14 protein-coding genes are annotated in these 12,778 nt (G+C 39.5%); 1 reads left to right on the top strand and 13 read right to left on the bottom strand.

The genetic code is table 11. From position 1 onward, the window contains the following. Positions 1–73 precede the first annotated feature (73 nt). From JI666_RS19710 to metG, 3 genes are all read right to left on the bottom strand, one after another. Positions 74–1,336 carry a resuscitation-promoting factor gene (locus JI666_RS19710; protein WP_286170973.1) on the bottom strand — a complete coding sequence of 421 codons (1,263 nt, stop codon included), beginning with the start codon at positions 1,334–1,336 and terminating at the stop codon, positions 74–76. Positions 1,337–1,486: 150 nt separating this feature from the next. Beyond that, positions 1,487–2,257 (bottom strand): TatD family hydrolase, encoded by a 771-nt coding sequence (locus tag JI666_RS19715; RefSeq protein WP_206894762.1) that lies wholly within the window; start codon positions 2,255–2,257, stop codon positions 1,487–1,489. 280 nt (positions 2,258–2,537) lie between these two features. Continuing rightward, positions 2,538–4,478 (bottom strand): methionine--tRNA ligase, encoded by a 1,941-nt coding sequence (gene metG, locus JI666_RS19720; protein ID WP_206894763.1) that lies wholly within the window; start codon positions 4,476–4,478, stop codon positions 2,538–2,540. A 531-nt stretch (positions 4,479–5,009) separates the two neighbouring features. On the opposite strand from metG, the gene abrB reads away from it, so the two are divergent. After that, positions 5,010–5,288 carry a transition state genes transcriptional regulator AbrB gene (gene abrB / locus JI666_RS19725; protein WP_136948810.1) on the top strand — a complete coding sequence of 93 codons (279 nt, stop codon included), beginning with the start codon at positions 5,010–5,012 and terminating at the stop codon, positions 5,286–5,288. 81 nt (positions 5,289–5,369) lie between these two features. On the opposite strand, the gene rsmI is transcribed toward abrB, so the two are convergent. The 10 genes from rsmI to JI666_RS19775 form a co-directional block, all read right to left on the bottom strand. Beyond that, on the bottom strand, positions 5,370–6,239 hold the full coding sequence (rsmI, locus tag JI666_RS19730; protein ID WP_206894764.1) for a 16S rRNA (cytidine(1402)-2'-O)-methyltransferase: 870 nt from the start codon (positions 6,237–6,239) through the stop codon (positions 5,370–5,372). Further along, positions 6,199–6,501 carry a GIY-YIG nuclease family protein gene (locus JI666_RS19735; protein WP_206894765.1) on the bottom strand — a complete coding sequence of 101 codons (303 nt, stop codon included), beginning with the start codon at positions 6,499–6,501 and terminating at the stop codon, positions 6,199–6,201. The genes rsmI and JI666_RS19735 overlap by 41 nt, the downstream gene beginning before the upstream one ends. Then, positions 6,488–7,225, bottom strand: a complete 738-nt coding sequence (locus JI666_RS19740) for a tRNA1(Val) (adenine(37)-N6)-methyltransferase (protein ID WP_206894767.1) — start codon at positions 7,223–7,225, stop codon at positions 6,488–6,490. Before JI666_RS19740 ends, JI666_RS19735 begins: the two co-directional genes overlap by 14 nt. Positions 7,226–7,315: 90 nt before the next feature. Continuing rightward, the gene (gene yabA / locus JI666_RS19745) at positions 7,316–7,654 is read right to left on the bottom strand and encodes a DNA replication initiation control protein YabA (protein WP_048313371.1); all 339 of its coding nucleotides are present in this window, start codon (positions 7,652–7,654) and stop codon (positions 7,316–7,318) included. A gap of 16 nt (positions 7,655–7,670) precedes the next feature. Then, on the bottom strand, positions 7,671–8,498 hold the full coding sequence (locus JI666_RS19750; RefSeq protein ID WP_206894769.1) for a PSP1 domain-containing protein: 828 nt from the start codon (positions 8,496–8,498) through the stop codon (positions 7,671–7,673). 4 nt (positions 8,499–8,502) lie between these two features. Then, positions 8,503–9,489 carry a DNA polymerase III subunit delta' gene (gene holB, locus JI666_RS19755; protein WP_206894771.1) on the bottom strand — a complete coding sequence of 329 codons (987 nt, stop codon included), beginning with the start codon at positions 9,487–9,489 and terminating at the stop codon, positions 8,503–8,505. Positions 9,490–9,515: 26 nt separating this feature from the next. After that, entirely contained in the window at positions 9,516–9,845 is a 330-nt protein-coding gene (gene darA, locus JI666_RS19760; RefSeq protein WP_206894773.1) for a cyclic di-AMP receptor DarA, read from the bottom strand. Positions 9,846–9,883: 38 nt separating this feature from the next. Then, the gene (tmk, locus tag JI666_RS19765; protein WP_206894775.1) at positions 9,884–10,522 is read right to left on the bottom strand and encodes a dTMP kinase; all 639 of its coding nucleotides are present in this window, start codon (positions 10,520–10,522) and stop codon (positions 9,884–9,886) included. A gap of 4 nt (positions 10,523–10,526) precedes the next feature. Further along, complete coding sequence (locus JI666_RS19770) at positions 10,527–11,975, bottom strand: aminotransferase class I/II-fold pyridoxal phosphate-dependent enzyme (protein WP_206894776.1); 1,449 nt, start codon at positions 11,973–11,975, stop codon at positions 10,527–10,529. A 171-nt stretch (positions 11,976–12,146) separates the two neighbouring features. After that, positions 12,147–12,344, bottom strand: a complete 198-nt coding sequence (locus JI666_RS19775) for a sigma factor G inhibitor Gin (protein WP_206894777.1) — start codon at positions 12,342–12,344, stop codon at positions 12,147–12,149. Positions 12,345–12,778 lie beyond the last annotated feature (434 nt).

A 12,778-nucleotide genomic window follows, 5' to 3' on the forward strand; every position in this document is an offset into this window, starting at 1 on the left:
TAGCTGCTTCTTTAGCATACAAAAAACACAGAGCGAGTCCACTCTGTGTTATTAGCATATCATATCTTTCTCTTTAGTTGAGAATTGTAATTTTGACGGTCTTATTTCCCCATGCATATGCTGCTGATTTAGAAGAGAAAAACACATCAATTTTATTTCCTTTGATTGCTCCGCCAGTATCAGCTGCAATCGCAGTACCATAGCCTTCCACATGGACTTTCGATCCAAGAGGAATAACACTAGGATCAACTGCAATGACCTTGGCATTCGGGTTTGACTTTAAGTTAAATCCTGTAGAGGTGATGCCTGAGCATCCCGTGCAGTTAGCTGTATAGGCTGTTGTAGATACATTTAGAACTCTACCATTAGCAGCCTTACTTTTAGGTGCTGAACTCGATTTAGATGCAGTAGATTTTTTCGTTTTTGTAGGGGCTTTACTGCTAGTTTTCATAGCAGCTTGTGTGATGACCTGTGTACCTACAGAAACAATACGATCACTACTTTCCTTTACGACCTCTGTTTTCTTTAGTTCTCTTGATACTTCTTTACCATTCTCAAGTACAACTTCATAATGCTTTTCCTGTTTACCTTCACTGCCTGCCTCAAGAACTTTTTCTTTGCCCTTTTGCAGTGCACTATCTTTTCTTGTTACCGTCGCATAATCGATCGATTCTTCCACTACATCGGTGACCTTTTCCACTCTAATCACTTTGATTTCCGAATTCTCTTTAACATCAATATCCTTTTCGGGTTCTACGCGATCAAGCTCTCCAAGTTGTATGTTCTGCTGTTCTAAAAAGCCAGCGACCGTAGTCGAAGTTGTCCAAACATTCGTTTGTTTCCCACCATCATTTACCGCAACTTGAAATGCTTCGTCTACGGTAATGTTCATGTCTTCTTTAAGTTGATCATTTAGTGAAGCAGATAATTGATCATGCTCACTCACTTCAACGTTCTCATCTTCTAGTAGTTCATTTACTGTGTCTCTAGTTGACCATACTTTTTTGTTCTCACCGTTTATAGTCAATGTGACTTGTACAGCTGGTTTCCACTCAATCACATCACCTTGATTTAGCTCGGTTGCTAATTCATGGCTTAAATAATCATGTGACGCTGGGTCGATCTGTTCATCCTCTAATAATTCTTCGACTGTATCAGCATGTGTTTCTACAGGCTTCTTTTCCCCATCAAGAACAAGCGTGACAGAAGCTTTAGTAGTTTCAAACACGATAAAGCCGGAGACTAAACCCAATACAATTACACTTAGTAACACCATGAATACGTTCTTTGCGTTTTTTAAGCGAGCAAAGTTGTTCATGTTCAATTTCATTGTCATAGATTCCTCCCTGAACCGACTGTGTTTCTTAAAGAAAAGCTTCTGACTTAAACCCTGTGTACAAGATTAGTAGATTTAACTTACTTGCTTTCGATAGAGAAAACTTAGCACAAAGCGATTATTTCTTTTCAACTACAACAGTCATTTTGATTAGCGACTAATACCAAATAGTTTCATGGCATTCTCATACGTTCTTTCAGCTAATTCTTCATAATCCATTTCTTTCAAATCCGCAATTTGTTCAGCCACAAGTTTCACGTACGAAGGTTCATTTCGTTTTCCACGGTTAGGATGTGGTGCTAGAAATGGACAATCCGTTTCAATTAGCAAACGATCAATCGGTATTTCTTTCGCTACTTCCTTCGGCAACTTAGCATTCTTGAATGTCACTGGTCCACCAAGTGATATGTAGAAATTCATATCAAGACACTCATTAGCTTCCTCTACAGATCCTGCGAAACAGTGCATGATGCCGCCAACTTCTGCAGCATTTTCTTCTTTTAATACATCAATGACATCCCGCGTCGCTTCACGATTATGTATGATGATTGGTAATTTCACTTTCTTTGCAAGCTGTATTTGCTTACGGAAAACATCTTTTTGTATGTCATGAGGTGATTTGTCCCAGTGATAATCAAGTCCCATTTCGCCTATCGCTACTACCTTAGGATGATCTGCCAGTTGCTCAATCCACTCTAGATCTTCTTCCTTCATGTCAATAGCGTCAACGGGATGCCAGCCTACCGCGGCATATAGAAAATCGTATTCTTCTACTAATGCCATAGCCTGTACAATTGTTTCGCGATCAAATCCAACCACAACCATCTTACTTACTCCAGCTGCTTGGGCACGCTCAATCACTTCTTTTTGATCTTCGGAAAATTGTTCAACATTCAAATGTGTATGCGTGTCGAATAACATGTCAAAACCCCTTCTCCGGTCTAGTACGATGCTAGTGTACCAAATGTCCTAGTTTTTTACTAAGTCTAAACAGTTTCATTTCAATTACATTTTCTTTACAATGTCCACAAAAGAAGTTAGAATATTCAGTATAATTACTGGTTTTTATTACATTTCAGTGATTATTTTATCCCTAAAGAAAGGAAGTCTACTCATAAACGGAGAAATAAAGCATAGGAATATATTGTGAATTTAAAAGTAAAAAAGACCCAGTCTTTAAAAGACCGGGTCACAGATTAAGTTATTTAATTTGCGTTCCGTTTGGCAAACTTTCTGCAATAGTTGACAATTTAAGTTCGCCGTCATGTTCACCTGCTAGAATCATACCTTCTGATAGTTCTCCTCTGAGCTTCACTGGCTTAAGATTTGATACACAGACAACTTTTTTTCCAATAAGCTCTTCTGGTTTATAATGTTTCGCTATACCAGATACAACCTGCCTTGTTTCATAACCAAGGTCAAGTTTTAACTTCAGTAGCTTATTTGCCTTTTTAACTGGTTCAACTTCAAGTACTTGAGCGACTCGCAAGTCAACCTTTGTGAAATCATCAATTGTGATTTCGTCTAAATCAGGCTTCTCAATAGCGGGCGCTTCTTGAACCACATTACCGCCCATTTGTTCAACAATGTAAGCTACTTCTTCATCACGCTCAAGACGTGGGAATAATGGTGAATCTTTCTTAACTTTTGTTCCGCCAAAACCTTTTTTGAAGCCTAAGGAATCCCAGCTTGTGAGCTCTCCTTCTTTAACCCCAAGTTGTGACCAAATTTTCTTAGGAGTCTGCGTTAAGAATGGCTGCAACAGAATACCAACCTGTCTCAATGATTCAGCAAGGTGAACCATTACAGCACCAAGTTGTTCTTTGTTTGATTCATCCTTCGCAAGAATCCATGGAGTTGTCTCATCAATGTACTTATTCGTACGGCTTATAAGCTGCCAGATTGAAGCTAGAGATACTGAGAATTCCATGTTTTCAAGTGATTGTTCTACTTTACTAATAGTTGAATTCACCATTTCTACAAGAGTATCATCAAACTCTGTAACCGAGCCATTATAAACCGGCACTTCTCCATCGAAATATTTATCAATCATTGCTACCGTACGATTTAGGAGATTACCTAGATCGTTTGCTAGGTCATGGTTGATCCGTTCTACAAAGCTTTCTGGTGTGAACACACCATCTGAACCGAATGGTACTTCACGTAGCAAATAATAACGGAGAGCATCTAAGCCATAGCGATCAATTAATGTAACCGGGTCGACCACATTTCCTTTGGATTTAGACATTTTACCGTCTTTCATAAGCAACCAGCCGTGAGCAAAAACTTTCTTTGGCAAAGGCAAGTCAAGTGACATTAACATGATCGGCCAATAGATCGTGTGGAAACGAACAATTTCTTTACCAACAAGATGAACATCAGCTGGCCAGAACTTATTGTACAAGTCATCGTTCTCAGTACCATACCCAAGGGAGGTGATGTAATTCGAGAGAGCATCAATCCATACGTAAATGACGTGCTTTGGATCTCCTGGAACTTTTACACCCCAATCAAAGGATGTTCTTGAAACAGCAAGATCTTCAAGGCCAGGCTTAATGAAGTTATTGACCATTTCATTTTTGCGAGATTCAGGTTGGATAAACTCAGGGTTATCTTCATAGAACTTAAGAAGACGATCGGAGTATTTACCCATCTTAAAGAAGTAAGATTCTTCTTTAACCTTTTCGACTTCTCTTCCGCAATCCGGACACTTGCCATCATCAAGCTGACGTTCAGTAAAGAAAGCTTCACACTGGGTACAATACCAACCTTCATACTGGTCCAGATAGATATCACCTTTGTCATACATCTTCTGGAAAATCGTTTCGACAATATCTTCATGTCGTTTCTCTGTCGTACGTATAAAGTCATCATAGCTGATATCCAGTTTATCCCATAGATCTTTAATGCCTGCTACAATGTCATCTACGTACTTTTGAGGTGTAACCCCCTGTTCTTGTGCTTTCTTTTGAATTTTTTGACCATGCTCGTCAGTTCCAGTTAGATATTGTACCTCAAAGCCTCTTAGTCGTTTGTATCTTGCCATGGCATCGCCTGCAACGGTTGTGTAGGCATGACCAATATGTAACTTACCACTCGGATAATAAATTGGTGTCGTAATATAAAATGTCTTGTCACCCATGATACTTCCTCCTTGATTAAAACAGTTATAAAGCGAAACTTCCAAACTAATCGGTGCTTTGTTCCATCTGTTAGACCGTTTAATGGACTCTGCATTTGCGAGAATAAAAAACTCCCGCCCCTGTAGGACGAGAGCGCTAGTAACTCTCAGCTACAACCCGCGATTAATATATCGATCATCGCTGTGTACACTATTTTGTGTTCGTCCTATTACCAAATCTTCTTCATCAAAATATACCTAATTTAAGGAAGAATTGCAAGGATCTCAAATATGTATAACCTTACCTACAGATATTTACTATTCATGTCGAAGAATATACAAGAAAATTGTCGAATTATCATTTTAAGTAATGAGATTAATTAACTATATAACCTTTGAAAATGTGGGTAGATTCCTGTTCTGTAGGAAATATTTACCCTATTAAAAACATTGACGCTAATGGGAAACACTGGTATTATATAGAACATAAATAGAGAAATTTGTCGAATCTTGACGTATTAATAAAAAATTGGGAATAGGGGAGATTTAAAAATGAAATCTACTGGAATTGTACGTAAAGTTGATGAGCTAGGCCGCGTTGTTATTCCGATTGAACTTCGTCGTACGCTTGGTATTGCAGAAAAAGATGCTCTAGAAATTTACGTTGATGATGAGCGTATCATTCTAAAGAAGTACAAGCCTAACATGACTTGCCAGGTAACTGGAGAAGTATCTGACGACAACCTTGCAATCGGTAATGGAAAGCTAATCCTTAGCCGTGAAGGTGCAGAGCAAGTATTGGAAGAAATTCAAAAAGCTCTAGCAAAATAACATTATCCCCCCAAAAAAGCTCCTGCCAATCTTGGCAGGAGCTTTTCTTGTGTACTGTTTTGGTTATGCTAATCTCACTACTTATGATTCGACATGATAAGCTTGATAGACATCTCGTTTCGGTAGTTCTCGCTCAGTTGAAACCTGCTTAATCGCTTCTTTGCTTTTCATTCCTTCATTAATATAGTGTTCGACATGCGCTTGTAACGATAAATTCTCCCACCATTGTTCTTCCTGAATAGGTTCATCTGTGCCCCCATCAACAATGACACAGAATTCACCACGTATTTCATTCTTTTCGCACCATTCTAGCACTTCTTCAGCACTACCTCTAATAAACTCTTCATACTTCTTAGTTAATTCTCTTGCTATAATAATTTCTCTATTTCCAAGTACCTCAAGAATCGCCTTAAGCATTTCTTTTAAACGATGTGGTGCTTCGTAAAACAGAACGGGTGAAGGAATGCTTTTAAGTTGATTCAATTCATTCTTCCGCTCTTTTTTCTGTCTTGAAAGAAAACCATAATAATAGAAATGTTGAGTAGGTAAGCCCGATGCAATGAGAGCAGTAATAGCTGCATTAGCGCCTGGTAACGGAATAACCGGGATGTTTTCTTCTACACATGCTGAAACAAGTTCATAACCTGGATCTGAGATGGCAGGCATTCCAGCATCACTGATAAGAGCAATGTTCTGTCCTTCACGTAAACGATCAAGTAATTTCAGACCGCTTCCTTCCTTATTGTGTTCATGATAACTCGTTAACCTTGTTTCTATTTCAAAGTGATTGGTTAGTTTCTTCGATTGTCTTGTATCCTCTGCAGCGATCAAATCAACATCTTTCAAGGTTTGGATCGCCCGAAATGTCATGTCATTTAAATTGCCAATTGGCGTTGGCACAAGATAGAGTTTACCGGTCTCGCTGTCTTTGTAACTCTGCTGACTCTTCATTGGTTTGCACCTCTTCTGTAATGATCTTTTCTTTCTGAGCGCGAGTTAATTGTTTAATGCGATATTCCTCTTGCATTGCTTCACGTTTCGTCTCAAATACTGCTTGGTAGACAAGGGATAACGGAGCTCTTCCCCTTGTATACTTTGCCCCTTTGCCACATTCATGTTGTTCCATTCGATGTGGTAAATCAGTGGTATAGCCAGTGTAATACGTACCGTCTCGACACTCCAAAATATAAACAATATGGTTAGAGCTCTTCATAAACTGCTCTCATTTCATCTGTATACGTATTATCTCCTTTATAAACAGTGAATGGAGGGAGCACTTTAAGATCTGGCTTTCCATTTTTTATTCCCTCAATTAGTAGTGTATTCGCTTCCTTACCTGCTTTTGGATAGACCAATTGCATTCGCTTTGGTTCAATTCGATACTTCCTCATTAACGTCATAATATCAAGCAATCTTTCAGGACGGTGAACAAGTGATACTTTTCCTCCCTGCTTCGCAAGACTGCTACATGAACAAATCACATCCTCAAGCGTGCACATGACCTCATGTCGTGCAATCGTTAAATGTTCGTTTAGATTGCGTTGTTCATTACGCTTACTCTTGAAATATGGAGGGTTGCATGTAACAGCATCATAAGACTCACGCTTCAACTCTTCAGGTAGATCACGAAGGTCAGCATGGTGAAGTGTGATTTGATCCTCGAGCTTGTTTAATATCACACTCCGATTTCCCATATCATATAGCCTTTCCTGAATCTCTACACCTTCAATGGAAATCTCACTTTGTCTTGATAGAAGTAAGGGAATAATACCATTACCAGTACAGAGATCAATAATCTTACCACGCTTTATTGGTACCCAAGCAAAATTGGCAAGTAGAAGGGCATCGAGAGAAAATGAAAAAACGGTAGGACTTTGAATGATTTGTAACTCATCTTGAATGACGTAATCGATACGTTCATCATCGTATAGTTGCATGATGGCGTTCTCCTATCTTTAGACTACTTCTATTTCATATGGATCTATAAGTGTAAAAAAGGTCTTTCCAGATTTGGAAAGACCAGATCACTACTTTTTATTTAAGAACGACAGACAGAACAAACAATCTCCTTCTGTTCGGATACTTCCATAGTGTAGATTGCAAATATGGAAGCCCTCTTGATAAAGACGGGCAAGATTATCATAGCCTTCTCCAACTTCTGGCTTCCCTCGCTTCTTTCTGCCAGATGGCTTTGGCTCAGAAGTCTGTTCCAACCTCTCTCGCAAGTGGTGATTCTCAATTTCGAGATGGTGATTTTCTTCCAGAAGTCCTGCAAGATGTTCTTTAAGTTCGCCTAATTGTTTGTATAAGTCACCAATCTGTTCTTCCATTGAGCTTACACGTGAAAAAACTTCTTTTTTCTCCACTTCCGTTCCACCTCAATCAATCTGTGGCTTGCGTAGATACTGCGCCGTCTTGAATCAATTCATCAAGCGTATATTCTGTCACGCGGTTGAGCTCGAATAACTCAACTTGGACAAGACGTTCTAGAATATTCAATCCGACAACTTTTCCTTTGCCCTGACCCGTATTAATTGTCTTTCCAACATCAGGAAGCTCCTTCTTGCCGGATTCATACGCATCGTTTTCATATTTCAAACAGCACATTAATCTGCCGCACAGTCCAGAAATTTTGGCAGGATTTAAAGAAAGGTTTTGATCTTTCGCCATTTTTATTGAAACAGGCTCAAAGTCCCCTAGCCATGTTGAGCAGCAAAGCATTCTGCCACACGGACCAATCCCACCGAGCATTTTCGCTTCATCTCTTACGCCAATTTGGCGCAATTCAATTCTTGTTCTGAAGATCGATGCGAGTCCTTTAACAAGCTCGCAAAAATCGACTCTTCCATCTGCCGTAAAATAGAAAATAATTTTATTGCGGTCAAATGTATATTCAACATCAACAAGCTTCATATCAAGCTTGTACTCTTCAATTTTAGCAACACACACATCAAAAGCTTCTTGAGCTGCATGTTTATTATCTTCAACCGCTAGCCGATCTTTTTCATCAGCTATACGAATTACCTTTTTGAGAGGGAGTACAACATCCTCTTCATCAACCTGCTTGTTGGCTAAAACGACTTTACCGAATTCAACCCCTCTTGCAGTCTCCACTATGACATATTCTTTGTCGGATACCTGGAGGCTACTCGGATCAAAGTAATAGATCTTACCCGCTTTCTTGAAGCGAACACCGACTACTTCATACACAAACTTATCCCTCCCGTAACCTGAGCACTAACTGTTCCATCACAAACTGAGGGTTTGTATTGGCGCTCAGACGTCTTTTGGCATCGAGTATCGCCATCATATGCTCGCTTATCTTCTTTCTTCCGAATTGAAGGGCATAACGTTCGAGCTTATCCTTCTGATCTGCGTAGACAATGCGATTATCTTGCAGTTGTATTTTCATTATATCCTTATACCAGAAAAGCATAAGATTAAGGCCCATATCTTGCTGCGTTTTATCCTTGAAATGTGCTAGCCATTTGTCATGGATCGTTAGGAAAACCTGATGGGGTCTTTCCTTCAACTCTTCAGTCAATTGTATCACTATCGCTCTCGCCTGTGCAAACCACTCATCAAGCGCTAACTCCTTTGCAGCGCGCTGATCATTCGTTAATTGTGAAGCTGCTTTTGCAAGCTGTGGTGATACGCCTTCGTTCACAAGAGCTTCTTCAACACCATTTGTTGAGAGAGGACGAAATGTGATGACCTGACATCTAGAATAAATCGTTGTTAAGATATGCTGTTTTTGTTCCGTTAATAGAATGGCCATCGTCATCTGACCTGGCTCTTCAAGAAATTTGAGCAAACTATTCGCAGCTTGTGTCGTCATTCGATCTGAATGATCCAATATATAAACTTTCTTACGAGATTCGACACCTAGATATGAAAATTCTTTCTGTAGCTTCCGAATTTGGTCAATTTTAATGGATTGTCCATCAGGCTCTACCAAATGAAGATCAGGGTGGTTCCCTGAGTCGATGCGCCTACAATCTTTACAATTCTGACAGGGTTCAATACTGGTTCGCTGCTGACAAAAATAAGTTTTCGCCATGTGCACAGCTATATCCTTTTTACCTGTACCCGCCCCTCCATCAAATAAATACGCATGGGAAAGGCGATCTTTATGAAAGCTATTCTTTATCATTCGGACAACCGTTGGCTGCCGTTCTTGTAATTCGTTCCAATCTATCATAACTATCACTCATCCTACCGCGCATTTTAGAAGTGGTGAAATGCTTCTACTGGAAGCACAAATACTGTCGCTCCTCCAACAGAAACTTCTACCGGATACGGAACATATGAGTCCGCATTGCCACCCATAGGTGATACCGGTGCTACCATCTGTTCTCTGCTTTGACAGTTGTCTTTAATAATATCAAGAAGCTTCTGCACGCGATGATCCTCAGTACCAACCAAAAATGTGGTATTTCCAGCGCGTAAAAATCCACCGGTGGTCGCAAGCTTGGTTGCCTGAAAATGATGATCCACCAGGGCATTGGATAATCGGTTGCTATCCTTATCCTGAACAACAGCCATCACTAGTTTCATATTTATCCCTCCCCGGGCCACAAGCCATCACCCGTCAATTAGTTATTCTTACAATAGTTATCCCACAGAGACACAAAATCCTTTTTTATAGCACGAAAAATATCATCAACATTATTCTCACCATTTATAAGTGTGATTCGTTCTTTATGTTCTTCATACAAGTTTAGGAATGCTGCTCGGACCGTCTCATGATACTCTGTTCCTTTTTGTTCAATCCGATCCAATTGATTTCTAGCAGCCATTCTCTCTCTTCCAACAGAAACAGGAAGATCAATCATATAGCTACGATCAGGCGTTAACCCACCTGTTGCAAATTCGTTAATCAATTTAATTGTCTCGACATCTAGTCCAAGTCCAACACCTTGATACGCAATGGATGCATCAACAAAACGATCACAAAGAACAAGGTAGCCTTTCTCAAGTGCAGGAATAATTTTCTCTTTCACATGCTGAGATCTTGATGCTGCATAGAGAAGCACCTCTGTCTCATCAACCATTTCCTTGTGAACAGGATTAAGAATTAACGAACGAATTTGATCGCTAATAGCCGTACCACCTGGTTCTCTTGTATGAATAAAAGGAATCCCTTCCTCAGTTAAGTAATCAGAAAGTTTTTGAACCTGTGTCGATTTCCCTGCCCCATCAGGTCCTTCAAATGTAATAAATAAACCTCTCAATGCTCTACTCCTCTTCTATAGCAATCTCAATCATATTTTCCTTTATCCCCTGTACATGCCCTCCACCTTTTATAACAATTTCTAGCATGCGAATTTTCGCCACGCTTATCCGTTCTCCTGGCATAACAATAGGAATTCCGGGGGGATATGGAATAATAGCTCTAGCTGCAATAGCACCAGCTGTTTTCACAAAATTCATTTCTTTTTTATTCATCGTATCCAACTCTTTAAATGAATAAGCAGGAAACGTAATATCTTCTTCCATCCAAGTAACTGGTAAGAGTGTCGTATCGGTAATAGTGTGGTTAAGTCTATTAGAAAGTTGTTCAAATACATTCCTTGTTTTTTCAAATTGACCGGGTAGATAAGCAAGCGGACAAGCAAGAAGAACATTTAATGGATCAGCTAACTCAACGAAAATTCCTTCTTCTTCTAGTTGTGCTGCTAACTCATAACCTGACATACCTCTTACCTGTACTGTAATCTTTAAAGGATCTAGTCGATCATAGGCAGGACCGTTCTTTTCGATAACAGTAATGCCTGATAGATCCTTTAACTGTTTTCTAAATTTATTTATCTCTCTTAGAATTTCTTCTAACTGCTCCTCCGATTGAGACGACAAGTAGTGCCTCGCTAGATCTAATGATCCCATAATGGGATATGATGGACTGCTTGACTGAAATAGTTCTAGGTAGTCATTAATAGCATTTCGATATAATTCATTACCAATATGCAAATAGGAACCCATCGTCATAGCAGGAAGCGTTTTGTGTGCAGACTGTACAACTAGGTCTGCCCCAAGCTGTATAGCACTTCTAGGAAAGTAAGGTTCTCTTGCATAATGAGCACCGTGAGCTTCATCAACAAGAACGGCCATCCCATGCTCATGAGCATAAGAGATTATTGGCTTAAGATCTATTGTCATGCCGTAATAATTAGGATTTGTCAGCACAATTGCTTTTACGCTTGGATAGCTAGCAATTGCCTTCTGCAAAGAGTCTAAGGTTAATCCAGTTGCAATCTGACTTTCTGAATCTACCATTGGAGAAAGAAAGATTGGACGAGCTTTTGAAAGGCGAAGTCCATTCAAAACAGATTTATGACAGTTCTTTTGAACAAAGACCAGATCCCCTTCAGAACAGACTCCCATTAGCATGGCGAGATTACCTGCAGTTGAGCCTCCTACTAGAAAGCGGCTACCAATACTACCATAAAAATCAGCAGTAAGGTGCTCAGCTTCACGAATAGGACCATCTGCTGCATGTAAATCATCAAGACCCGTTAACTCTGTTGCATCGATTGATAACAAACTACGATACAACTGATCTGCATTCCAGTATTTCGAAAAAACAGCTCCATTTTTATGTCCTGGTACATGAAAAGAAATAGGCTCTTTGTCTTTCCATTTTGTTAATGCTTCAAAAAGTGGCGCCTTATCTATATGGTGCTTCATTCACACTCTATCTCCTAAACATAATCAATACCTTATATTAGTATTCTATCATTATCTGCAAGGCGATAGTAGTACGGTGCAACCCTTTTGATGATGTTTCCAATTCAAACAAATAGTGCACGCTTCCAGAGAACAAAAAAATGCAGATAGCTCCAACTTACAGCTATCTGCTTATGCTAATCGACTTAATCTTAGTTTCCGTAATTTCTCTAAATAGTATTGATAATTTTCGTGGCTCGTATCTGTTTCAACAACCTTACGCTCACATTCGTTACAAATAAACCGCCCACATATATGAATACCTACTAAGCTGGTTTCTTCACAAACGAGGCAACATTCCCCTGCGTTATGTCGGATCGCGTTTTCCATTGTCCCCACCTCCATTAAAAGCTTTGCCCAATTATGGTGGATCTATACTAGTGTCCTAACTTTTAAGTAGAATTCTTACTTTCTTTCTAAGCGTATGTTGCTCTAACTTATCCTGTGTCTGTCATTTACAAAAGAAAGTAAAATTTCACTGGTATATTAGTGGAGTTGAAGAGGACATTCGTATGTTTTGAAATGTATATCGGCGAATTTCGTTACTATATCCGCGAAAATCGAAATATATTTGCGTTTTTCATGATATATTCGCGAATTCTAGATTATATCCGCGTTTCTATTCTGAAGCAGGAATTGTTAGTCTAGACCTTTTTAAAGTTAAGACCATACAAAAAAGCCAGAGACCATTTGATCTCTGACTTCTTTATTTGCCCAGCGACGTCCTACTCTTGCAGGGGGAGATCCCCCAACTACCATCGGCG

The organism is Bacillus sp. NTK071, assembly GCF_017303315.1.
Taxonomy (GTDB): domain Bacteria; phylum Bacillota; class Bacilli; order Bacillales; family Guptibacillaceae; genus Guptibacillus.

What these genes read in the sequence shown, in the direction of transcription:
- JI666_RS19710 (WP_286170973.1), bottom strand. Translation starts at nt 1,336, where the DNA reads ATGACAATGAAATTGAACATGAACAACTTTGCTCGCTTAAAAAACGCA.
- JI666_RS19715 (WP_206894762.1), bottom strand. Translation starts at nt 2,257, where the DNA reads ATGTTATTCGACACGCATACACATTTGAATGTTGAACAATTTTCCGAA.
- metG (WP_206894763.1), bottom strand. Translation starts at nt 4,478, where the DNA reads ATGGGTGACAAGACATTTTATATTACGACACCAATTTATTATCCGAGT.
- abrB (WP_136948810.1), top strand. Translation starts at nt 5,010, where the DNA reads ATGAAATCTACTGGAATTGTACGTAAAGTTGATGAGCTAGGCCGCGTT.
- rsmI (WP_206894764.1), bottom strand. Translation starts at nt 6,239, where the DNA reads ATGAAGAGTCAGCAGAGTTACAAAGACAGCGAGACCGGTAAACTCTAT.
- JI666_RS19735 (WP_206894765.1), bottom strand. Translation starts at nt 6,501, where the DNA reads ATGAAGAGCTCTAACCATATTGTTTATATTTTGGAGTGTCGAGACGGT.
- JI666_RS19740 (WP_206894767.1), bottom strand. Translation starts at nt 7,225, where the DNA reads ATGCAACTATACGATGATGAACGTATCGATTACGTCATTCAAGATGAG.
- holB (WP_206894771.1), bottom strand. Translation starts at nt 9,489, where the DNA reads ATGATAGATTGGAACGAATTACAAGAACGGCAGCCAACGGTTGTCCGA.
- darA (WP_206894773.1), bottom strand. Translation starts at nt 9,845, where the DNA reads ATGAAACTAGTGATGGCTGTTGTTCAGGATAAGGATAGCAACCGATTA.
- JI666_RS19770 (WP_206894776.1), bottom strand. Translation starts at nt 11,975, where the DNA reads ATGAAGCACCATATAGATAAGGCGCCACTTTTTGAAGCATTAACAAAA.
- JI666_RS19775 (WP_206894777.1), bottom strand. Translation starts at nt 12,344, where the DNA reads ATGGAAAACGCGATCCGACATAACGCAGGGGAATGTTGCCTCGTTTGT.